Annotated in this window: 13 protein-coding genes, 2 tRNA genes and 5 rRNA genes; 17 read left to right on the top strand and 3 right to left on the bottom strand. The window is 57.3% G+C overall.

What is annotated here, in order from left to right:
* Window positions 1-325 precede the first annotated feature (325 nt).
* From RFER_RS18730 to ubiA, 16 genes are all read left to right on the top strand, one after another.
* Window positions 326-3,202 (top strand): 23S ribosomal RNA (locus RFER_RS18730).
* Window positions 3,203-3,351: 149 nt separating this feature from the next.
* Window positions 3,352-3,464, top strand: a 5S ribosomal RNA gene (rrf, locus tag RFER_RS18725).
* Window positions 3,465-3,807: 343 nt separating this feature from the next.
* A 16S ribosomal RNA gene (locus RFER_RS18720) occupies window positions 3,808-5,344 on the top strand.
* A 98-nt stretch (window positions 5,345-5,442) separates the two neighbouring features.
* Window positions 5,443-5,519 (top strand) — tRNA-Ile (locus RFER_RS18715).
* A gap of 26 nt (window positions 5,520-5,545) precedes the next feature.
* A tRNA-Ala gene (locus RFER_RS18710) sits at window positions 5,546-5,621 on the top strand.
* Between the two features lie 348 nt (window positions 5,622-5,969).
* A 23S ribosomal RNA gene (locus RFER_RS18705) occupies window positions 5,970-8,846 on the top strand.
* A gap of 149 nt (window positions 8,847-8,995) precedes the next feature.
* Window positions 8,996-9,108: ribosomal RNA gene (gene rrf, locus RFER_RS18700) — 5S ribosomal RNA — on the top strand.
* The 16S, 23S and 5S rRNA genes sit together here with 2 tRNA genes alongside, the layout of an rRNA operon.
* Before the next feature lie 168 nt (window positions 9,109-9,276).
* Window positions 9,277-11,505, top strand: coding sequence for an ATP-dependent DNA helicase RecG (gene recG / locus RFER_RS18695; protein ID WP_041790982.1), 2,229 nt, complete (start codon window positions 9,277-9,279; stop codon window positions 11,503-11,505).
* 138 nt (window positions 11,506-11,643) lie between these two features.
* Window positions 11,644-12,171: a glycine zipper 2TM domain-containing protein gene (locus tag RFER_RS18690; RefSeq protein WP_011465950.1), complete on the top strand. Its 528-nt coding sequence runs from the start codon at window positions 11,644-11,646 to the stop codon at window positions 12,169-12,171.
* Window positions 12,172-12,260: 89 nt separating this feature from the next.
* Window positions 12,261-12,497: a PepSY domain-containing protein gene (locus tag RFER_RS18685; protein ID WP_041790981.1), complete on the top strand. Its 237-nt coding sequence runs from the start codon at window positions 12,261-12,263 to the stop codon at window positions 12,495-12,497.
* A gap of 23 nt (window positions 12,498-12,520) precedes the next feature.
* Entirely contained in the window at window positions 12,521-13,192 is a 672-nt protein-coding gene (locus tag RFER_RS18680) for a response regulator transcription factor (RefSeq protein WP_011465948.1), read from the top strand.
* Complete coding sequence (locus tag RFER_RS18675) at window positions 13,192-14,559, top strand: ATP-binding protein (protein WP_011465947.1); 1,368 nt, start codon at window positions 13,192-13,194, stop codon at window positions 14,557-14,559. Before RFER_RS18680 ends, RFER_RS18675 begins: the two co-directional genes overlap by 1 nt.
* 57 nt (window positions 14,560-14,616) lie before the next feature.
* Window positions 14,617-15,453, top strand: coding sequence for a metallophosphoesterase (locus RFER_RS18670; RefSeq protein WP_011465946.1), 837 nt, complete (start codon window positions 14,617-14,619; stop codon window positions 15,451-15,453).
* A gap of 55 nt (window positions 15,454-15,508) precedes the next feature.
* Window positions 15,509-15,811: a putative signal transducing protein gene (locus tag RFER_RS18665; protein ID WP_041790979.1), complete on the top strand. Its 303-nt coding sequence runs from the start codon at window positions 15,509-15,511 to the stop codon at window positions 15,809-15,811.
* A 56-nt stretch (window positions 15,812-15,867) separates the two neighbouring features.
* Window positions 15,868-16,821, top strand: coding sequence for a LysR substrate-binding domain-containing protein (locus RFER_RS18660; RefSeq protein ID WP_011465944.1), 954 nt, complete (start codon window positions 15,868-15,870; stop codon window positions 16,819-16,821).
* 101 nt (window positions 16,822-16,922) lie between these two features.
* Entirely contained in the window at window positions 16,923-17,813 is an 891-nt protein-coding gene (gene ubiA, locus RFER_RS18655; protein WP_011465943.1) for a 4-hydroxybenzoate octaprenyltransferase, read from the top strand.
* A 12-nt stretch (window positions 17,814-17,825) separates the two neighbouring features.
* On the opposite strand, the gene proC is transcribed toward ubiA, so the two are convergent.
* The 3 genes from proC to RFER_RS18640 all read right to left on the bottom strand — a co-directional run bounded on the left by proC (window position 17,826) and on the right by RFER_RS18640 (window position 20,978).
* Window positions 17,826-18,641 carry a pyrroline-5-carboxylate reductase gene (gene proC / locus RFER_RS18650; RefSeq protein WP_011465942.1) on the bottom strand — a complete coding sequence of 272 codons (816 nt, stop codon included), beginning with the start codon at window positions 18,639-18,641 and terminating at the stop codon, window positions 17,826-17,828.
* A gap of 85 nt (window positions 18,642-18,726) precedes the next feature.
* On the bottom strand, window positions 18,727-20,217 hold the full coding sequence (gene glpK / locus RFER_RS18645) for a glycerol kinase GlpK (RefSeq protein ID WP_011465941.1): 1,491 nt from the start codon (window positions 20,215-20,217) through the stop codon (window positions 18,727-18,729).
* Window positions 20,214-20,978, bottom strand: coding sequence for a DeoR/GlpR family DNA-binding transcription regulator (locus tag RFER_RS18640; RefSeq protein WP_011465940.1), 765 nt, complete (start codon window positions 20,976-20,978; stop codon window positions 20,214-20,216). The genes glpK and RFER_RS18640 overlap by 4 nt, the downstream gene beginning before the upstream one ends.
* Window positions 20,979-21,137: 159 nt before the next feature.
* On the opposite strand from RFER_RS18640, the gene RFER_RS18635 reads away from it, so the two are divergent.
* Entirely contained in the window at window positions 21,138-22,211 is a 1,074-nt protein-coding gene (locus RFER_RS18635; protein WP_011465939.1) for an ABC transporter ATP-binding protein, read from the top strand.
* Window position 22,212 lies beyond the last annotated feature (1 nt).

Below are 22,212 nucleotides of genomic sequence, written 5' to 3'. Positions count from 1 at the left end.
ATTGGTAGTTAGTATTCAACACCAAAGTAGCTTTGTAAAAGGCTTCTTTGTTGTTGATCAGGATAACTTGATCAATCGGCTGTTCTTTAACAATTTATAGAGTTTAATCAGCGTTGCTAGCGGAAAGTGCACATTCGTAAAGGTTTAGTGCACACCGTGCCGCTAGTGACAAATTTTTGATTGCGTCAAAATGAATATCAGACTTCACGTTTGAAATTCGAGTTATTCAAGTTAAATTGAATACGGCATAACGCGATTGGTGAAAGACCAATCAAACATTCCTTGAAAACAACTTTTAGTTTCGAAAGAGACGTCAAAGTTATAGGGTCAAGTGAATAAGAGCATGTGGTGGATGCCTTGGCAATGATAGGCGACGAAGGACGTGATAGCCTGCGATAAGCTTCGGGGAGCTGGCAAATTAGCTTTGATCCGGAGATTTCCGAATGGGGAAACCCACCGAAAGGTATCGCATACTGAATACATAGGTATGCGAGGCGAACCGGGTGAACTGAAACATCTCAGTAGCTCGAGGAAAAGACATCAACCGAGATTCCGAAAGTAGTGGCGAGCGAAATCGGAGAAGCCTGCAAGTGATAGCACAAGACTTAACAGAACAGCTTGGAAAGGCTGGCCATAGCGGGTGATAGCCCCGTATGTGAAAAGACCTGTGTGATACTGAGCTTGCGACAAGTAGGGCGGGACACGTGTAATCCTGTCTGAATATGGGGGGACCATCCTCCAAGGCTAAATACTCATCATTGACCGATAGTGAACTAGTACCGTGAGGGAAAGGCGAAAAGAACCCCGGGAGGGGAGTGAAATAGATCCTGAAACCGCATGCTTACAAAAAGTAGGAGCCCGCAAGGGTGACTGCGTACCTTTTGTATAATGGGTCAGCGACTTACATTCAGTGGCAAGGTTAACCGAATAGGGAAGCCGTAGAGAAATCGAGTCCGAATAGGGCGAATTAGTCGCTGGGTGTAGACCCGAAACCAAGTGATCTATCCATGGCCAGGATGAAGGTGCCGTAACAGGTACTGGAGGTCCGAACCGACTAGTGTTGCAAAACTAGCGGATGAGCTGTGGATAGGGGTGAAAGGCTAAACAAACTTGGAAATAGCTGGTTCTCTCCGAAAACTATTTAGGTAGTGCCTCAAGTATTACCGTTGGGGGTAGAGCACTGTTTTGGCTAGGGGGTCATGGCGACTTACCAAACCAAGGCAAACTCCGAATACCGACGAGTACAGCTTGGGAGACAGAGCACCGGGTGCTAACGTCCGGACTCAAGAGGGAAACAACCCAGACCGCCAGCTAAGGTCCCTAAAATTGGCTAAGTGGGAAACGAAGTGGGAAGGCTAAAACAGTCAGGATGTTGGCTTAGAAGCAGCCATCATTTAAAGAAAGCGTAATAGCTCACTGATCGAGTCGTCCTGCGCGGAAGATGTAACGGGGCTAAGCCAGTTACCGAAGCTGCGGATTTGCAATTTATTGCAAGTGGTAGGAGAGCGTTCTGTAAGCCTGTGAAGGTGCGTTGTAAAGCGTGCTGGAGGTATCAGAAGTGCGAATGCTGACATGAGTAGCGTTAAAGGGGGTGAAAAGCCCCCTCGCCGTAAGCGCAAGGTTTTCTACGCAACGTTCATCGGCGTAGAGTGAGTCGGCCCCTAAGGCGAGGCAGAGATGCGTAGTCGATGGGAAACAGGTCAATATTCCTGTACCGATGTGTAGTGCGATGTGGGGACGGAGAAGGTTAGCTCAGCCAACTGTTGGATATGTTGGTTCAAGCCTGTAGTCGTGCCTGGTAGGTAAATCCGCCGGGCTTAGATGAGGGGTGATAACGAGGCTGCTTGCAGCCGAAGTGAGTGATACCCTGCTTCCAGGAAAAGCCACTAAGCTTCAGCTACACACGACCGTACCGCAAACCGACACTGGTGCGCGAGATGAGTATTCTAAGGCGCTTGAGAGAACTCTGGAGAAGGAACTCGGCAAATTGACACCGTAACTTCGGAAGAAGGTGTGCCTTTAGTAGGTGAAGTCCCTTGCGGATGGAGCCCAATGAGGTTGCAAAAAATCGGTGGCTGCGACTGTTTATTAAAAACACAGCACTCTGCAAACACGAAAGTGGACGTATAGGGTGTGACGCCTGCCCGGTGCTGGAAGATTAAATGATGGGGTGCAAGCTCTTGATTGAAGTCCCAGTAAACGGCGGCCGTAACTATAACGGTCCTAAGGTAGCGAAATTCCTTGTCGGGTAAGTTCCGACCTGCACGAATGGCGTAACGATGGCCACACTGTCTCCTCCAGAGACTCAGCGAAGTTGAAATGTTTGTGATGATGCAATCTCCCCGCGGAAAGACGGAAAGACCCCATGAACCTTTACTGTAGCTTTGTATTGGACTTTGAACAGATCTGTGTAGGATAGGTGGGAGGCTTTGAAGCGGTGCCGCTAGGTATCGTGGAGCCAACGTTGAAATACCACCCTGGTGTGTTTGAGGTTCTAACCTAGGTCCATTATCTGGATCGGGGACAGTGCATGGTAGGCAGTTTGACTGGGGCGGTCTCCTCCCAAAGCGTAACGGAGGAGTTCGAAGGTACGCTAGTTACGGTCGGACATCGTGACGATAGTGCAATGGCATAAGCGTGCTTAACTGCGAGACTGACAAGTCGAGCAGATGCGAAAGCAGGACATAGTGATCCGGTGGTTCTGTATGGAAGGGCCATCGCTCAACGGATAAAAGGTACTCTGGGGATAACAGGCTGATACCGCCCAAGAGTTCATATCGACGGCGGTGTTTGGCACCTCGATGTCGGCTCATCTCATCCTGGGGCTGTAGCCGGTCCCAAGGGTATGGCTGTTCGCCATTTAAAGAGGTACGTGAGCTGGGTTTAAAACGTCGTGAGACAGTTTGGTCCCTATCTTCCGTGGGCGCTGCAGATTTGAGGAAGCCTGCTCCTAGTACGAGAGGACCGGAGTGGACGAACCTCTGGTGTACCGGTTGTCACGCCAGTGGCATTGCCGGGTAGCTAAGTTCGGAAGAGATAACCGCTGAAAGCATCTAAGCGGGAAACTCGTTTCAAGATGAGATCTGCCGGGGCCTTGAGCCCCCTAAAGAGTCGTTCAAGACCAGGACGTTGATAGGTCAGGTGTGGAAGCGCAGTAATGCGTTAAGCTAACTGATACTAATTGCTCGTGCGGCTTGACCCTATAACTTTGGTACACGAAAGTGATATCAAGGAAGTTATGCCAAGTTGACGCATTCAAAAATCCTGTGAAAACAGGTTCGTTAATTCGATGAAGCTGATTAGCTCTATAAATTGGTTGTCTTGACCCAGTCAAGATGACAAAAAGTTATGCCTGATGACCATAGCGAAGTGGTACCACTCCTTCCCATCCCGAACAGGACAGTGAAACGCTTCTGCGCCGATGATAGTGCGGATTCCCGTGTGAAAGTAGGTCATCGTCAGGCTATTAAACCGGAAACGCCCAGTCGAAAGATTGGGCGTTTTTCTCAGAAATTTAAAAATTTCTGAGAAAAACGCAAAAAAGCGTACTATAATTTGAGGCTCCGCTGATCACAGTGAAGAGCAAAGAAAGCAAAGCAAGACGCAAGTTGAGTGGCGCGAGAGATCATTAAAAACATACAGCCGATAAGTGTGGGCGTTTGAAGGCGATTGCCAAGTTCTTCGGAACTAAGTCTTAACTGACTTACAAACGCTCATGAAGTAAAAAAGATGTGAAATTCAGAAATGAAGTTCACGTTGATTCCAATTTATGAGTAGCCTGAGAAATCGGGCAAAAAATTCAAGATCGAACTATAGAGTTTGATCCTGGCTCAGATTGAACGCTGGCGGCATGCCTTACACATGCAAGTCGAACGGCAGCACGGGAGCAATCCTGGTGGCGAGTGGCGAACGGGTGAGTAATATATCGGAACGTGCCCAGTCGTGGGGGATAACGCAGCGAAAGCTGTGCTAATACCGCATACGATCTCTGGATGAAAGCGGGGGACTCGCAAGGGCCTCGCGCGATTGGAGCGGCCGATATCAGATTAGCTAGTTGGTGGGGTAAAAGCCCACCAAGGCGACGATCTGTAGCTGGTCTGAGAGGACGACCAGCCACACTGGAACTGAGACACGGTCCAGACTCCTACGGGAGGCAGCAGTGGGGAATTTTGGACAATGGGCGCAAGCCTGATCCAGCAATGCCGCGTGCAGGATGAAGGCCTTCGGGTTGTAAACTGCTTTTGTACGGAACGAAACGGCCTGCCCTAATACGGTGGGCTAATGACGGTACCGTAAGAATAAGCACCGGCTAACTACGTGCCAGCAGCCGCGGTAATACGTAGGGTGCGAGCGTTAATCGGAATTACTGGGCGTAAAGCGTGCGCAGGCGGTTATATAAGACAGATGTGAAATCCCCGGGCTCAACCTGGGACCTGCATTTGTGACTGTATAGCTAGAGTACGGTAGAGGGGGATGGAATTCCGCGTGTAGCAGTGAAATGCGTAGATATGCGGAGGAACACCGATGGCGAAGGCAATCCCCTGGACCTGTACTGACGCTCATGCACGAAAGCGTGGGGAGCAAACAGGATTAGATACCCTGGTAGTCCACGCCCTAAACGATGTCAACTGGTTGTTGGGTCTTCACTGACTCAGTAACGAAGCTAACGCGTGAAGTTGACCGCCTGGGGAGTACGGCCGCAAGGTTGAAACTCAAAGGAATTGACGGGGACCCGCACAAGCGGTGGATGATGTGGTTTAATTCGATGCAACGCGAAAAACCTTACCCACCTTTGACATGTACGGAATCCTTTAGAGATAGAGGAGTGCTCGAAAGAGAGCCGTAACACAGGTGCTGCATGGCTGTCGTCAGCTCGTGTCGTGAGATGTTGGGTTAAGTCCCGCAACGAGCGCAACCCTTGTCATTAGTTGCTACATTTAGTTGGGCACTCTAATGAGACTGCCGGTGACAAGCCGGAGGAAGGTGGGGATGACGTCAAGTCCTCATGGCCCTTATAGGTGGGGCTACACACGTCATACAATGGCTGGTACAAAGGGTTGCCAACCCGCGAGGGGGAGCTAATCCCACAAAGCCAGTCGTAGTCCGGATCGTAGTCTGCAACTCGACTACGTGAAGTCGGAATCGCTAGTAATCGTGGATCAGAATGTCACGGTGAATACGTTCCCGGGTCTTGTACACACCGCCCGTCACACCATGGGAGCGGGTTCTGCCAGAAGTAGTTAGCCTAACCGCAAGGAGGGCGATTACCACGGCAGGGTTCGTGACTGGGGTGAAGTCGTAACAAGGTAGCCGTATCGGAAGGTGCGGCTGGATCACCTCCTTTCTGGAAACTGCAATTTAATTTGAACGCTCACACTTATCGGTTGTTGGAAGGTTGTCGCTGACGGCTAAGGTTTTTGCCTGGTCACAAGTGACCGGCTTGGGTCTGTAGCTCAGTTGGTTAGAGCACCGTCTTGATAAGGCGGGGGTCGTTGGTTCGAGACCAACCAGACCCACCACCGTCGTCCAACGTCCTTCTGGTTTTGGGGGTGTAGCTCAGCTGGGAGAGCGGCTGCTTTGCAAGCAGTAGGTAGCGGGTTCGAGTCCTGTCACCTCCACCAATCTTCTCGCTTCTTATCCAATAATTGGTAGTTAGTATTCAACACCAAAGTAGCTTTGTAAAAGGCTTCTTTGTTGTTGATCAGGATAACTTGATCAATCGGCTGTTCTTTAACAATTTATAGAGTTTAATCAGCGTTGCTAGCGGAAAGTGCACATTCGTAAAGGTTTAGTGCACACCGTGCCGCTAGTGACAAATTTTTGATTGCGTCAAAATGAATATCAGACTTCACGTTTGAAATTCGAGTTATTCAAGTTAAATTGAATACGGCATAACGCGATTGGTGAAAGACCAATCAAACATTCCTTGAAAACAACTTTTAGTTTCGAAAGAGACGTCAAAGTTATAGGGTCAAGTGAATAAGAGCATGTGGTGGATGCCTTGGCAATGATAGGCGACGAAGGACGTGATAGCCTGCGATAAGCTTCGGGGAGCTGGCAAATTAGCTTTGATCCGGAGATTTCCGAATGGGGAAACCCACCGAAAGGTATCGCATACTGAATACATAGGTATGCGAGGCGAACCGGGTGAACTGAAACATCTCAGTAGCTCGAGGAAAAGACATCAACCGAGATTCCGAAAGTAGTGGCGAGCGAAATCGGAGAAGCCTGCAAGTGATAGCACAAGACTTAACAGAACAGCTTGGAAAGGCTGGCCATAGCGGGTGATAGCCCCGTATGTGAAAAGACCTGTGTGATACTGAGCTTGCGACAAGTAGGGCGGGACACGTGTAATCCTGTCTGAATATGGGGGGACCATCCTCCAAGGCTAAATACTCATCATTGACCGATAGTGAACTAGTACCGTGAGGGAAAGGCGAAAAGAACCCCGGGAGGGGAGTGAAATAGATCCTGAAACCGCATGCTTACAAAAAGTAGGAGCCCGCAAGGGTGACTGCGTACCTTTTGTATAATGGGTCAGCGACTTACATTCAGTGGCAAGGTTAACCGAATAGGGAAGCCGTAGAGAAATCGAGTCCGAATAGGGCGAATTAGTCGCTGGGTGTAGACCCGAAACCAAGTGATCTATCCATGGCCAGGATGAAGGTGCCGTAACAGGTACTGGAGGTCCGAACCGACTAGTGTTGCAAAACTAGCGGATGAGCTGTGGATAGGGGTGAAAGGCTAAACAAACTTGGAAATAGCTGGTTCTCTCCGAAAACTATTTAGGTAGTGCCTCAAGTATTACCGTTGGGGGTAGAGCACTGTTTTGGCTAGGGGGTCATGGCGACTTACCAAACCAAGGCAAACTCCGAATACCGACGAGTACAGCTTGGGAGACAGAGCACCGGGTGCTAACGTCCGGACTCAAGAGGGAAACAACCCAGACCGCCAGCTAAGGTCCCTAAAATTGGCTAAGTGGGAAACGAAGTGGGAAGGCTAAAACAGTCAGGATGTTGGCTTAGAAGCAGCCATCATTTAAAGAAAGCGTAATAGCTCACTGATCGAGTCGTCCTGCGCGGAAGATGTAACGGGGCTAAGCCAGTTACCGAAGCTGCGGATTTGCAATTTATTGCAAGTGGTAGGAGAGCGTTCTGTAAGCCTGTGAAGGTGCGTTGTAAAGCGTGCTGGAGGTATCAGAAGTGCGAATGCTGACATGAGTAGCGTTAAAGGGGGTGAAAAGCCCCCTCGCCGTAAGCGCAAGGTTTTCTACGCAACGTTCATCGGCGTAGAGTGAGTCGGCCCCTAAGGCGAGGCAGAGATGCGTAGTCGATGGGAAACAGGTCAATATTCCTGTACCGATGTGTAGTGCGATGTGGGGACGGAGAAGGTTAGCTCAGCCAACTGTTGGATATGTTGGTTCAAGCCTGTAGTCGTGCCTGGTAGGTAAATCCGCCGGGCTTAGATGAGGGGTGATAACGAGGCTGCTTGCAGCCGAAGTGAGTGATACCCTGCTTCCAGGAAAAGCCACTAAGCTTCAGCTACACACGACCGTACCGCAAACCGACACTGGTGCGCGAGATGAGTATTCTAAGGCGCTTGAGAGAACTCTGGAGAAGGAACTCGGCAAATTGACACCGTAACTTCGGAAGAAGGTGTGCCTTTAGTAGGTGAAGTCCCTTGCGGATGGAGCCCAATGAGGTTGCAAAAAATCGGTGGCTGCGACTGTTTATTAAAAACACAGCACTCTGCAAACACGAAAGTGGACGTATAGGGTGTGACGCCTGCCCGGTGCTGGAAGATTAAATGATGGGGTGCAAGCTCTTGATTGAAGTCCCAGTAAACGGCGGCCGTAACTATAACGGTCCTAAGGTAGCGAAATTCCTTGTCGGGTAAGTTCCGACCTGCACGAATGGCGTAACGATGGCCACACTGTCTCCTCCAGAGACTCAGCGAAGTTGAAATGTTTGTGATGATGCAATCTCCCCGCGGAAAGACGGAAAGACCCCATGAACCTTTACTGTAGCTTTGTATTGGACTTTGAACAGATCTGTGTAGGATAGGTGGGAGGCTTTGAAGCGGTGCCGCTAGGTATCGTGGAGCCAACGTTGAAATACCACCCTGGTGTGTTTGAGGTTCTAACCTAGGTCCATTATCTGGATCGGGGACAGTGCATGGTAGGCAGTTTGACTGGGGCGGTCTCCTCCCAAAGCGTAACGGAGGAGTTCGAAGGTACGCTAGTTACGGTCGGACATCGTGACGATAGTGCAATGGCATAAGCGTGCTTAACTGCGAGACTGACAAGTCGAGCAGATGCGAAAGCAGGACATAGTGATCCGGTGGTTCTGTATGGAAGGGCCATCGCTCAACGGATAAAAGGTACTCTGGGGATAACAGGCTGATACCGCCCAAGAGTTCATATCGACGGCGGTGTTTGGCACCTCGATGTCGGCTCATCTCATCCTGGGGCTGTAGCCGGTCCCAAGGGTATGGCTGTTCGCCATTTAAAGAGGTACGTGAGCTGGGTTTAAAACGTCGTGAGACAGTTTGGTCCCTATCTTCCGTGGGCGCTGCAGATTTGAGGAAGCCTGCTCCTAGTACGAGAGGACCGGAGTGGACGAACCTCTGGTGTACCGGTTGTCACGCCAGTGGCATTGCCGGGTAGCTAAGTTCGGAAGAGATAACCGCTGAAAGCATCTAAGCGGGAAACTCGTTTCAAGATGAGATCTGCCGGGGCCTTGAGCCCCCTAAAGAGTCGTTCAAGACCAGGACGTTGATAGGTCAGGTGTGGAAGCGCAGTAATGCGTTAAGCTAACTGATACTAATTGCTCGTGCGGCTTGACCCTATAACTTTGGTACACGAAAGTGATATCAAGGAAGTTATGCCAAGTTGACGCATTCAAAAATCCTGTGAAAACAGGTTCGTTAATTCGATGAAGCTGATTAGCTCTATAAATTGGTTGTCTTGACCCAGTCAAGATGACAAAAAGTTATGCCTGATGACCATAGCGAAGTGGTACCACTCCTTCCCATCCCGAACAGGACAGTGAAACGCTTCTGCGCCGATGATAGTGCGGATTCCCGTGTGAAAGTAGGTCATCGTCAGGCTATTAAACCGGAAACGCCCAGTCGAAAGATTGGGCGTTTTTTTTTGCCCTTGCAGCGCGCAAAATGTAGCAACACAAAACAGTCAACTAGGTGTGTAGTGTGGGCCGTCTGGCATCAAAAATGGCAGGGGTCAAGGCTTGACGGGTTTTTCTTGTGCAAAATCGGCGGATGTCTCTGCCCACTGTCCCGCAATTACCTAAGCCACTGACCGGCCCGCAAAAAGCCCTGCGCAAGCTCGGCTTGGAGCGCGCTATTGATCTGGCGTTGCACCTGCCGCTGCGCTACGAGGATGAGACTCGCATCGAGCGTTTGAGCGAGGTGCGTGAGGGCGAGGTGGCGCAGGTCGAAGGTGTGGTGACCCATTGCGAGGTCAAGCTCTCCGGACACCGCCAATTGCTGGTGACGCTCGATGACGGCACTGACACCTGCTTGCTGCGTTTCTTCACCTTTTATCCCTCAAGCCAGAAAGCGTTGGCGGTGGGCAATCGCATCCGGGTGCGTGGCGAGGTCAAGGGTGGTTTTGGCGGCTTGACGATGATGCATCCGGCGTTTAAATCGGCTGGGGGCGAGTTGGCAGTGGCGCTGACGCCCATCTACCCCACGGTGGCCGGTTTGCCTCAGGCGTACCTGCGCCGGGCGGTGCAGGGCGGGGTGGCGCGGGCGGAGCTGTCCGACACCGTGCCCTTGGAGAATTTATGTGAAATCGGCCTGCAGCCCTCGTGGAATATGCGCAATGCGCTATTATTTTTGCATAATCCGACGCCTGAAGTGGCGCTCGCCACGCTGCAAGACCACAGCCACCCGGCTTGGCAACGGCTCAAAGCCGAGGAGCTGCTGGCGCAGCAGTTGTCGCAATTGCAGGCCAAACGTGAACGGGCGCGGCTGCGCGCGCCGGTGCTGCACTCGCAGGCGCTGGATGACCTTGTGGACGACGCTCATGCGGCGGGCCGCCGAGATGCCAGGCTGAAGCCTGGCCTACCTGGGTCGCTGCGCAATCGCCTGCTGGCAACCTTGCCGTTTCAACTCACGGCCGCCCAGCACCGCGTCAGTGCAGAAATAGCGCGCGACCTGGCGCGGCCGGTGCCGATGCATCGGCTATTACAAGGCGATGTCGGTTCTGGCAAGACGGTGGTGGCCGCGCTGGCGGCGGCAATTTGCATCGACGCTGGTTGGCAATGCGCGCTGATGGCACCGACTGAAATTTTGGCCACCCAGCACTTTGCCAAGCTGGTAAGCTGGCTGGAACCGTTGGGCATCAGAGTCGCCTGGCTCACCGGCAGCCAGAAAGCCAAAGAACGGCGCGAGATGCTGGCGCTGATTGCCAGCGGCGAAGCGGGTCTGGTGATTGGCACCCATGCTGTTATTCAGGACAAAGTGCAGTTCAAAAACCTGGCACTGGCCATCATCGACGAGCAGCACCGGTTTGGGGTGGCACAGCGGTTGGCCTTGCGCAGCAAGTTGTCGGCCCAAACCGATCACCCCGAGCTGGTCGAAGGGCCGGCCGCGGCTTCAAGCCTTCGTCAAGCGCAGGACCAACCGAGTTCCGTCCGAACGGTCGGTTTGGAACCCCATCTGCTGATGATGACCGCGACCCCGATTCCGCGCACGCTGGCGATGAGCTACTACGCCGATCTGGATGTTTCCACCATTGACGAGCTGCCGCCCGGACGCACCCCCATCATCACCAAGGTGGTGAACGACGCGCGGCGTGAGGAGGTGATTGCGCGCATCCGCGCCCAGCTCGATGCCGGACGGCAGATCTACTGGGTCTGTCCGCTGATTGAAGAGAGTGAAGCGCTGGACCTGAGCAACGCCACCGAGACCCACGCCCAGTTGAGCGCCGCCTTGCCCGGCGCCATGGTGGGCCTGCTGCACTCGCGCATGCCGGTGGCGGAGAAAAAAGCAGTGATGAGTCTTTTTACCAGCGGCCGGATGGGGTTGCTGGTCAGCACCACGGTGATCGAGGTCGGTGTCGATGTGCCCAATGCCAGTCTGATGGTGATCGAGCATGCCGAGCGCTTTGGCCTCTCGCAACTGCACCAGTTGCGTGGCCGGGTCGGGCGCGGAGCGGCGGCATCGGCCTGCGTGCTGTTGTACTCCACCGGTGACGCACCGCGTCTGAGCGAGACGGCGCGGGCCCGTCTCAAAGCCATGGCCGAGACCCATGATGGTTTCGAGATCGCCCGGCGCGACCTGGAGATTCGCGGCCCGGGCGAGTTCCTGGGGGCGCGCCAATCCGGTGCTGCCATGTTGCGTTTTGCCGATCTGGCAACCGACACCGCGCTGCTGCAGTGGGCGCGCCAACTGGCGCCCGTCATGCTCGATCAACATCCGGCGCTGGCAGAAAGACACGTGCTGCGATGGCTTGGAGGCAAGGCGGAGTTTTTGAAGGCGTAACGCCCCGGTAGTGAGCGGTGTGCCTATGGCTGGCCGGATGCAAGTGACACTGGCAGATCCCAGCTTTCTTGAACCTGTTCAGCTTGCGTTCATGCAAGCGCAAGCAAACTACGCTCCATACCAACCCAGGAGCTTTCCATGAAACGTCTTGTTATTGCCAGTTTGTTTGCGACCACCTTGCTCGGCGCCCAGGCGCAGAGCTTCACGGACAACGCGCGTGTTCGAAGCGCCGAGCCGCAATACGAAAGTATCAATGTGCCGCGCAATGAGTGCAGCAGTCAATGGATCAATGAACCCCGCCGCGGCGTTTACCAATCACAAGATCGTCAATATGGCGGCGCCATTGTGGGTGGCCTGGCCGGTGGTGTGATTGGGCACCAGATCGGCGGTGGCAGTGGCAAAGACGCGGCCACGGCGCTTGGCGCGGTGCTGGGCGCCATCACCGGCGACCGGCTTGAAAACCGGGACCAAGGCCCGCAGTATCCGCAGTATGAGGATGGGCAACGCGAAGTGAAGCGTTGCCGCACCGTGTATGACCCGCAGACACGCATCACCGGTTACCGCGTGACCTATGAATACCGCGGTCAGCAGTACACCACGGTGATGCGCAGCAACCCGGGCAACAGCTTGCCCGTGCATGTGACGGTGCAGCCGATTGAGCAATAAGGAAGCGCTGCGGGAATCATCAGCCGTGGCCAGCCGTCTTCGGCGGTAGTACCATGGCTGGCGTCTGTCACCTGCAACTTCTTTTCACCATGAAATCGTTTTCTACCCTGCTTTGCGTTTTGCTGATGGCCTTGGGCCCTGCGGCCTGGGCCGACGTCAGCCGCGACCAGGCAGCGGCGGTGGCGCAGCAAGTCAGTGGCGCTCGCGTTCTGGCGGTGGAAATGACCGAGCGTGGCGGGCGACCGGTCTGGCGCGTGAAAGTGCTCAGCGCTCGGGGTGAAGTCAAGGTGATCCTGATCGACGCCGCCAGCGGGCGCGTGCTGTAGGCCACGTTGAACGATAAGTTTTCATGCGCCTGCTGTTGATCGAGGACGATGCGGTATTGCGACTGGGTCTGAAGCGCCAGCTCGAAGCCGATGGCTACCGCGTGGACCAGGCGGGCGACGGCGCTGATGGTTTGTTTCAGGCGCGCGAGTATCCGCTGGATCTGGCGATTGTCGATCTGGGCTTGCCCAAGGTAAACGGCCTGACGGTGGTGCAAACGCTACGCGCCGAAGGCCGCACCCTGCCCATTTTGATCCTGACTGCACGCGGCAGTTGGCAAGACAAGGTGCAGGGGCTGGAAGCCGGCGCCGATGACTATCTGGTCAAACCCTTTGAATACCCGGAGCTCGCCGCACGCGTCAAGGCGCTGCTGCGCCGCTCGCTCAAAGCGACGTCAGACGTGCTCACGCTGGGCGCGCTGCGCATCGACTTTTCGGGTCAGAGCGCTCGCCTGCACGATGTGCCACTGCAACTGACGACCTTTGAATACCGGGTGCTGGAATATCTGGTGCGCGAGCGCGCCCGGGTGGTGCCCAAGCAGGAGCTGTCGGACTACCTGTATCCGCACGATGAAGACCGTGACAGCAATGTGCTGGAGGTTCTGATCGGGCGGCTGCGGCGCAAGCTTGATCCGGATGGCACGCTGCTCCCGATCGAGACCCTGCGCGGGCGCGGCTACCGCTTTGCGCTGCAGTGATGGCGCCGCTCTCCCATCTCTCCATTCGCGCGCGCCTGGTGTGGGGTGCCGCCCTGGTGCTGCTGGCCTTTCTGGCCGGGGCTGGCTGGGCGGTGCAACAAGCGCATGCCGACAGCGTGCGCGCCGCCCGCTTTGCCCGCCTGCAAGCCACCATTTATCTGCTGATGGCCGGCGCCGAACTCAATGCCCAGGGCGCATTGCTGATGCCCGCCGCGCTGGCCGAGCCGCGTCTGTCGGTGCCCGCATCGGGCTTGTACGCCAACATTGCCAATGCGGATCGGGGGGAAGAATGGCAATCGGCGTCGACCCTGGGACTCAATCCGCCGTTTCAGCGCCAGTTGGCCACGGGTGAGTGGCGCTTTGAGACGCTGGTGGCGCCGCCGGCGCAGCGTGGCGACCAGGCAGAAGCCGCCGCGGCGTTTCTGGCTGCCACTTACGCAGTCAAGTGGTCCGATAAGGCGCACACGGCGACACTGGTATTTTCGGTGCTGGAAGACAAAGCGGTGCTGGATCGCGAGTTGGCGGCCTTCAAGGGCACGCTGTGGCGCTGGCTCGGGGGCACCGGGTTATTGCTGTTGTTCACCCAGACCCTGCTGCTGCGCTGGGGGCTGGCGCCGCTGGCGCGCATGACGCGGGAAATCCAGCATATTGAGCGTGGCGAACAGACCAGGGTGCAGGGGAGCTACCCGCGTGAGCTGGCCGGCCTGACCCACAACCTCAACACCTTGATCGATCAGGAACGGGCGCGGCAAACACGCTACAAGCATGCGCTCGATGACCTGGCGCACAGCCTGAAGACGCCGCTGGCGGTGTTGCGCGCTGCCTTGCCGGAGCCCAGCCAGTTGCCCAAGCTGGTGGCAGAGCAGGTGAGCCGCATGGACGACATCGTTGGGCACCAGTTGGGGCGAGCCGGCGCCAGTGGTGCCGCGCGCTTCGCGCCACAGCTGGCACTGGCGCCGATTCTGCAGCGGGTTTGCGACTCGCTGGCCAAGGTCTATCTGGACAAGCAGCTGGTTTTTAACGTCGACTGTCCGCCTGAATTGACTTGGCGCATCGATGAAGGCGACGCCTTCGAGATGCTGGGCAATGTGCTGGACAACGCGGCCAAGTGGGCCCGTCACTCGGTGTCGGTACGGCTCTGGCTGCAGGCCGGGCGCCTGTGCCTTCGCGTGATCGATGATGGCCCCGGTTTTGGTGACCGACAAGCGGTGCTGCAGCGGCGCGTGCGGCTTGACGAACAGGTGCCGGGCCACGGCATTGGCCTTGCGGTGGTCAGCGATCTGGTGGCCAGCCATCAAGGCGAATTAACGCTGTCGCGGGCGCAGGCGGGGGGCGCCCAGCTGGACATCGTGTTGCCCGCCGCGTGAGGCGCGCCCGCTGGCCCGTGCCGACGCAAGGGGCCTCGCCCTTAGACTCTGCCCATCATGCGACTACAGCTCATTTCTGACCTTCATCTGGAGCGCTGCCCCGACTTTGTGGTCAAGGCGGCGCCAGACGTTGACGTGCTGGTACTGGCGGGCGATATCGGCTCCTACCAGGTCGGCTCCCATTTGACCGGGACCGATTTTGGCTTGAGGCGCTTCTCGCCGCTGCAGCCGGGTTCGCCCTGGCCCAAGGTTCTCTATGTTCCTGGCAACCACGAATATGACGGATTGGACTATGCGCAGACTTATGCCAGGCTGCGTGACACCTGCGAGCAGCTTGGCATCATCTGGTTGGAGCGTGAAGTGCTGACCCTGGGCCAGGTGCGCTTCATCGGCTCGACGCTGTGGAGCGATTTTGACGCGTTCGCAGGCGCTGAAACTGATCTGACCCGGCAGATGCAACTGCGCCAAAAGGCGTATCGCGCGGCAGATTACTATCTGCGCAAGAACACCACCCTGCGCCAGGGCATGCCGATGTTGGCCGACGCCATCCGGGAGTTGTCGCTTGCATCCCAGGACTGGCTGCGCCAGGCCCTGCGCCAGCCGTTTGACGGCAGCACCGTCGTGGTGACGCACTTTGCACCGAGTCTGCGCAGTGCCGACGCCCGCTATGGCTTGACGCCTGGCACGGCCGGTTTCTGCAATGCACTCGATGACCTGCTGCCCTATGCGCAGCTCTGGCTGCACGGCCACCTGCATTGCGCCAACGACTATGTCGCCGAGGGCCAGGCAGAGGGTCGGGCGTTTGCTTGTCGCGTGGTGGCCAACCCCCTGGGCTACGCCAGCAAGAACGAACAAGCGGCTTTTCGGCCTGACCTGGTGATCGAGCTGCCGTGAGGCTTTGTACCGCTTTCAGGGAGGCGCGCCGTCAATCCCTTATGCTCAAGGCTCCATGCTGCGTCTGACCCAAGCCCCCAACCTTGCGATTGCCACGCTGTGGGCTGATGCGCTCCAGGTGGAAGGCATTGCCGCCAGCGTGCAGCGCCAATATCTGAGCAGCGTGGCCGGTGAGCTGCCGCCCGACCAGTGCTTGCCCGAGGTCTGGATTCAGGATGCGGAGCAAGAGCCGCAGGCGCGCGAGCTGCTGTATCACCTGCAGCATGTGCCACAGCACCGCTGGCAGTGCAGGTGCGGCGAACTGGTCGAGGGCGGCTTCGAGCAGTGCTGGGCGTGTGGCGCCTGGATGCCGCGCTGAGTCGTGCGTTGACTCGCTGTGCTGTGCTTGAGGCTCACTGGTAGGACAATAGCGCCATGACCCTGACCGAACTCAAATACATTGTGGCCGTGGCGCGTGAGCGCCACTTTGGCAAGGCGGCGGAGGCCTGCTATGTGTCGCAGCCCACGCTCTCGGTGGCTGTCAAAAAGCTCGAAGAAGAGCTCGATGTCAAGCTCTTTGAGCGCAGCGCCAATGAAGTCACGGTCACGCATCTGGGTGAAGAGATTGTGCGCCAGGCGCAAAGCGTGCTGGAGCAGGCTAGCGCCATCAAGGAGATGGCCAAGCGTGGCAAAGACCCGTTGGCCGGACCGCTGACGCTGGGCATCATCTACACCATTGGCCCGTATCTGTTGCCTGACCTGGTGCGCCAGATGATCAGTCACACGCCGCAAATGCCGCTGATGCTGCAAGAAAACTTCACCGTCAAACTGCTGGAGATGCTGCGCACGGGTGAAATTGACTGCGCCATTCTGGCCGAGCCATTCCCGGATGCCGGGCTGGCGATTGCGCCGCTGTATGACGAGCCCTTTCTGGCGGTGGTGCCGGCCAATCATCCCTTGGCCGCGCAGACTCAGGTGACGACCGAACAACTCAAACAAGAGACGATGCTGTTGCTGGGCAGCGGCCACTGTTTTCGCGACCACGTGCTGGAGGTCTGCCCGGAGTTCGCGCGTTTTTCTACCAATGCCGAGGGTATCCGCCGCAGTTTTGAAGGCTCCTCCCTGGAGACCATCAAGCACATGGTCGCGGCCGGCATGGGCGTCACGCTGGTGCCGCGTCTGAGCGTGCCCAAAGAGGCGCTGGCGCTCAAACCCCGGCGCAAACGCGATGAAGATCCGTATGTGAAATACCTGCCGTTTGAGGGCGACCCGCCCAAGCGCCGCGTGGTGCTGGCGTGGCGGCGCAGCTTCACGCGTTATGAGGCGATTGCCGCCCTGCGCAATGCCATCTACGCCTGCGAATTGCCGGGCGTACAGCGTTTATCCTGATCATTTATTTATAACAAATTGGCCTGTAGCCACCGTATTTATTAGATAAGTCGCTATTAAATATATAGCATACCTGTGTTTCTTCCATCCTGAAAATTCCTGTGAAATCCGCTCCATCCCGCCCGCGCTCGCCGCTGCAATCCCGACTCGCCCTCTACCTGGATCTGATCCGCTGGAACCGCCCGGCCGGCTGGCTGCTGCTGCTGTGGCCCACCTTGAGCGCCTTGTGGGTTGCGGCGGGTGGCTTCCCGGGCTGGCATCTCTTGAGTGTGTTCACGCTCGGCACGATCCTGATGCGCAGCGCCGGTTGTTGCATCAACGACGTGGCCGACCGTGACTTTGACCGGCACGTCAAGCGCACCGCGGCGCGGCCCGTGACCACCGGCGCCGTGTCGGTGAAAGAGGCGCTGGTGCTGGGCGCGGTGCTGGCGTTGCTGGCCTTTGCGCTGGTGCTCACCACCAACGCGATCACCATTGGCATATCCGGTGCCGCGCTGGCCATCACGCTGGCTTACCCCTACGCCAAACGTTACGTCTCCATGCCGCAAGCGGTGCTGGGCGTGGCTTTTGGCATGGGGATTCCGATGGCCTTTGCCGCCGTGCTGGGCGAGGTGCCGCGCCTGGCCTGGCTCCTCATGCTGGGTAACCTGTTTTGGGTGCTGGCCTATGACACCGAGTACGCCATGGTGGACCGGGATGATGATATTCGGCTGGGCCTGAAAACCTCAGCCATTACCTTGGGGCGCCTGGATGTGCCGGTGATACTGCTCTGCTACCTTGCATTTATAGTCATTTGGGATGTGGCCCTGATGCCGTATGTGCAAGGCGCTCTCTTTACCATAGCATTTGCGCTCGCCTTCGGCCAAGTGGCGTGGCATTACACCCTGATTCGCAGCCGTTCGCGTGAGGGTTGTTTCAAGGCCTTTCGCCTGAACCACTGGCTCGGTTTTACCTTGTTTGTGGGTATTGCGGGCAGCTACGCCCTGAGGTAAAGAGCCGCCGACTCAGGCGCCGCCCAATTCGTCGCCCAACTCCTGGGCTCGTTGCCGGGCGGCGTAAATGGCGTTGATGAATTCGGCCTGCAGGTCGCCGTCTTCCATCGAAGAAATGGCCGCGAAGGTGGTGCCGCCCTTGGAGGTGACGCGCTGGCGCAAGACTTTGGGCGGCTCGCTCGAAGTGCGTGCCAGTTCGCTGGCTCCGACAAAGGTGGCCACCGTCAACTGGTGCGCCTGCTCGCGGCTCAATCCCATTTCACAACCGGCGGTGGTCATCGCTTCCATGAAGTAAAAAACGTAGGCGGGGCCGGAGCCCGACAGGGCGGTGACCGCGTCGAGTTGTCCTTCGGCGTCAAACCAGAGAAACTCCCCCGTGCTGGCCATGATCTGGCTGATCCAGTCCTTGTCCGCGCTGGACACTGCCGAGCGGGCAAACAGGCCGCTGATCCCTTTGCCGATCAGCGCCGGTGTGTTGGGCATGGCGCGAACCACGCGCTCGGTACCGAGCCAGCGCGCGATGCTGTCGCTGGGAATGCCGGCGGCGACGCTCAGGTGCAAAGCGTTGGCGGTGTGTGGCGCCACGGCCAGTGCGGCGTCCTTGAAGGTCTGTGGCTTGACGGCCCAGATCACCAAGTCGGCCTGGGCCAAAAATGCCCCCGCCTCGGCGTGGGGCTGCAGGCCATAACTGCAGGCGAGCTTGTCGCGCGCTTCAGCCTGGGGCTCCACCACGTCAATCTGACGGGGCGCCAAACCTTGCTTGATCAAGCCGCCGATGATGGCGCTGGCCATGTTGCCGCCGCCAATGAATGCGATGCGTTGGGTCATGAATATCCTTAATTGGTTGAGGACAGAGCTTGCGCACTGCGTGTCGCCGCGGTCTGTGCCGCGAGATTCAAGTGCAGGAGTTTAATCAAAGCACGGTTTGCCGCACCGCATGCTCCCAGTGTTCCATCAGTTCAGCCGCACGCGCGGGCGCCAGCGCGGGCAAAAAGCGTCGCTCGGCTTGCCACAGCGTACTGATTTCGTCCGTACTTCGGTAAACGCCGGTGGCCAGCCCGGCCAGGTAAGCGGCGCCGAGTGCGGTGGTTTCAATCACCGCCGGGCGCACCACCGCAATGCCCAACAAGTCGGCCTGAAATTGCATCAGCAGGTCGTTGACGCAAGCGCCGCCATCGACGCGCAGCTCCGCCACCGCGCTGCCGCCAGCCTGCACGGCGTCGCGGCTCATGGCCTGCAGCAGCGCGGCGCTTTGAAAGGCAATGCTCTCCAGCGCCGCGCGGGCGATGTGCGCCAGCGTGCTGCCACGGCTCAAGCCCGTGATGGTGCCGCGCGCGTCTGGCTTCCAGTAGGGCGCTCCCAGTCCGGTGAAGGCGGGCACCACCATCACGCCGCCCGCGTCAGGCACGCTCTCGGCCAGCGCCTGCACTTCGGAGCTGCTCGGAATAGCGCGCAAGCCGTCGCGCAACCACTGCACCACGGCGCCGCCGACAAACACACTGCCTTCCATGGCAAATTCAGGCTGCGCCGTGGTTTGTGCCGCACTGGTGGTGATCAGGCCGTTGGCAGAAGACTGGAAGCTGTGGCCGGTGTGCATCAGCATGAAGCAGCCGGTGCCATAGGTGTTCTTCACCATCCCGGGCTTGAAGCAGGCCTGGCCGAACAAGGCGCTTTGCTGGTCGCCTGCCACGCCGCCGATCGGGATGGCAGCACCCAATAAATCTGGGCTGACCTCGCCAAACAGCGCGCTGGAGGGCTTGATAGCGGGCAGCAGCTTGGCCGGAATATCAAGCGCCCGCAGCAGTTCATCGTCCCACTGGTTGCTGTGCACATTGAACAGCATGGTGCGCGAGGCGTTGCTGACATCGGTGGCGTGAACGGTGCCGTGGGTGAGCTGCCAGATCAGCCAACTGTCCACCGTGCCAAAGGCCAGTTCGCCGTTTTCGGCCTGCTGGCGCGCGCCAGGGACGTGGTCCAGAATCCATTTCAGCTTGGTGCCGGAGAAATAGGCGTCAACCAGCAAGCCGGTTTTGGCCTGGACCGTGGGTGTCAGGCCGCGTGCGCGCAGCTCCACGCAGGTGGGCTCGGCCCGCCGGTCCTGCCAGACGATCGCGTTGTGAATTGGCGCACCGGTTTTGCGGCTCCACACCACGGTGGTTTCGCGCTGGTTGGTGATGCCCAACGCGCGCACCTCACGGGCCTCGATACCGGCCTTGGCCAGCACCTCACGTGCGGTGGCCAGCTGGGTACGCCAGATTTCAAGCGGATCGTGCTCGACCCAGCCGGGTTGCGGGTAGATTTGCGTGAGTTCCTGCTGCGCCTGGGCCACCACTTGCCCCTGGGCATTGAACACAATGCTGCGCGAGCTGGAGGTGCCCTGGTCAAGGGCGAGCAAATAAGTCATAGGGTTACCTCAAAACGAACTTGTGCCTCAGCCAGCAGGGCTGGAAACGGTTCTGGCGGTGGTGCATCGGTAAACAGCCGGTCAATCTGGGCCAGGGTGCCCACCTCCACCATGGCCGGGCGGTTGAACTTGCTGCTGTCCGCGGCCAGCCAGACCTCGCGCGCATGCGAGAGGATGGTTTGCGATACCTTTACCTCGCGAAAGTCATAGTCGCGCAGCGAGCCGTCGGCCTCTATGCCCGAGATGCCGATGATGGCGATGTCCACTTTGAATTGGCGTATGAAGTCCACTGCGGCCTCACCGACGATGCCCTGGTCCCGTCCGCGGACCACGCCGCCGACCACAATCACTTCGCACTTCGGATTGACGCTGAGGATGGTGGCGACGTTGAGGTTGTTGGTGATCACGCGCAGCCCGCTGTGATGCAAGAGCGCACGCGCGATCGCCTCGGTCGTGGTACCAATGTTCAGGATCAGCGAGCAGTCACTGGGCACCGCAGCAGCAACCGCGCGCGCGATGCGATTTTTGCCGTCGGCATGAAGGTTTTCACGCTGCTGGTGCGCAATGTTTTCGATCGTTGAGCTGGGCACACGCACGCCGCCGTGAAAACGCGTCAGCAAACCCTCATCGTCCAGGCGCTGGACGTCACGGCGCACGGTTTGCAGCGTCACGCCCAATTTGTCGGCCAGTTGTTCTACCGTGACCGAGCCCTGGGTCTGCAGCAGGGCGAGCAAGGTGAGCTGTCTGGGGTTGGGTTTCATGTTTGTATTTTGTCCTGAATTGACAGATGTGTTAACTCTAAAACGAAACGAAAAGAACATTTATAGGGTAAATACCGATACAAAAGGAATAATAACGAACAATAATTCGCGACATTCAATAGCCGATTCGGTTAAAACTTCATCAGCAAAGGTCGTGTGATGCATTTGACGCTTGAGGGCATCGGTAAAAAAGTCGGCAGCCAGACCTGGCTCTACGACATGAGCCTGCAACCGTGCAGCGGTGCGGTGACGGTGTTGCTGGGGGCCACCCAGGCAGGCAAGACCAGCTTGATGCGCATCATGGCCGGGCTCGATGTGCCCAGCCACGGCAACGTGCGGGTCAACGGGGAAAGTGTGGTCGGTGTGCCAGTGCGCAAGCGCAATGTGGCCATGGTGTACCAGCAGTTCATCAACTACCCGTCTTTGAAAGTGCGCGACAACATTGCTTCGCCTTTGAAGTTGAGCGGCGAAAAGAACATTGACCAGCGGGTCAACGCACTGGCTGAAAAACTGCACATCGAGATGTTCCTGGAGCGCTACCCGGCAGAGCTCTCGGGTGGGCAGCAGCAGCGGGTGGCGCTGGCCCGTGCCCTGGCCAAAGGTGCGCCCTTGATGCTGCTCGATGAGCCGCTGGTCAATCTGGATTACAAGCTGCGCGAGGAGTTGCGTGATGAGCTCAGCGCTCTGTTTGCGGAGGGCAACTCCACCGTGATTTATGCCACCACCGAACCCGGTGAAGCGCTCTTGCTGGGTGGTTACACCGCGGTGATGGATGAGGGTGAACTGCTGCAATATGGCCCCACAGCAGAAGTCTTTCACAAGCCTAAATCGCTGCGCGTGGCGCGCGCCTTCAGTGATCCGCCGATGAATTTATTGGCCGCCAGTGCCGCGGCGACGGGCGTGCAGTTGAACGCGGGAGCGTTGCTGCCTGTGGCTATGCCCGCCACCACATCGCGCAAATTTACCGTGGGCCTGCGTGCCAGTGCCTTGCGGGTGCAGGCGCAAGACGGTGATGTGGCCTTGCCCGGCAAGGTCGAACTGGCTGAGATTTCGGGGTCGGACACTTTTGTGCATGTAGCGACCCTGGTGGGCGAGGTGGTGGCGCAATTGACCGGTGTGCACTACTTTGAATTGGGTGCGCAAGTCACCCTGTACCTCAGCCCGGCACAGGTCTACATTTTTGATGAACAAGGGATGCTGCTGCTGGCGCCCGTACGCGGCGGAGGGCGCTGAC

Source organism: Rhodoferax ferrireducens T118 (genome assembly GCF_000013605.1).
Classification (GTDB): Bacteria; Pseudomonadota; Gammaproteobacteria; order Burkholderiales; family Burkholderiaceae_C; genus Rhodoferax; species Rhodoferax ferrireducens.
Note: the sequence above shows the minus strand (reverse complement) of the source record. Positions and strands in the feature narration are given on the sequence as shown.

Excerpts from the sequence above, each read along its gene's own strand:
- RFER_RS18665 (WP_041790979.1), top strand. The coding sequence starts at position 15,509 with ATGCTGCGTCTGACCCAAGCCCCCAACCTTGCGATTGCCACGCTGTGG.
- recG (WP_041790982.1), top strand. The coding sequence starts at position 9,277 with ATGTCTCTGCCCACTGTCCCGCAATTACCTAAGCCACTGACCGGCCCG.
- RFER_RS18680 (WP_011465948.1), top strand. The coding sequence starts at position 12,521 with ATGCGCCTGCTGTTGATCGAGGACGATGCGGTATTGCGACTGGGTCTG.
- glpK (WP_011465941.1), bottom strand. The coding sequence starts at position 20,217 with ATGACTTATTTGCTCGCCCTTGACCAGGGCACCTCCAGCTCGCGCAGC.
- RFER_RS18690 (WP_011465950.1), top strand. The coding sequence starts at position 11,644 with ATGAAACGTCTTGTTATTGCCAGTTTGTTTGCGACCACCTTGCTCGGC.
- RFER_RS18675 (WP_011465947.1), top strand. The coding sequence starts at position 13,192 with ATGGCGCCGCTCTCCCATCTCTCCATTCGCGCGCGCCTGGTGTGGGGT.
- proC (WP_011465942.1), bottom strand. The coding sequence starts at position 18,641 with ATGACCCAACGCATCGCATTCATTGGCGGCGGCAACATGGCCAGCGCC.
- RFER_RS18685 (WP_041790981.1), top strand. The coding sequence starts at position 12,261 with ATGAAATCGTTTTCTACCCTGCTTTGCGTTTTGCTGATGGCCTTGGGC.
- RFER_RS18635 (WP_011465939.1), top strand. The coding sequence starts at position 21,138 with ATGCATTTGACGCTTGAGGGCATCGGTAAAAAAGTCGGCAGCCAGACC.
- RFER_RS18640 (WP_011465940.1), bottom strand. The coding sequence starts at position 20,978 with ATGAAACCCAACCCCAGACAGCTCACCTTGCTCGCCCTGCTGCAGACC.
- RFER_RS18660 (WP_011465944.1), top strand. The coding sequence starts at position 15,868 with ATGACCCTGACCGAACTCAAATACATTGTGGCCGTGGCGCGTGAGCGC.
- RFER_RS18670 (WP_011465946.1), top strand. The coding sequence starts at position 14,617 with ATGCGACTACAGCTCATTTCTGACCTTCATCTGGAGCGCTGCCCCGAC.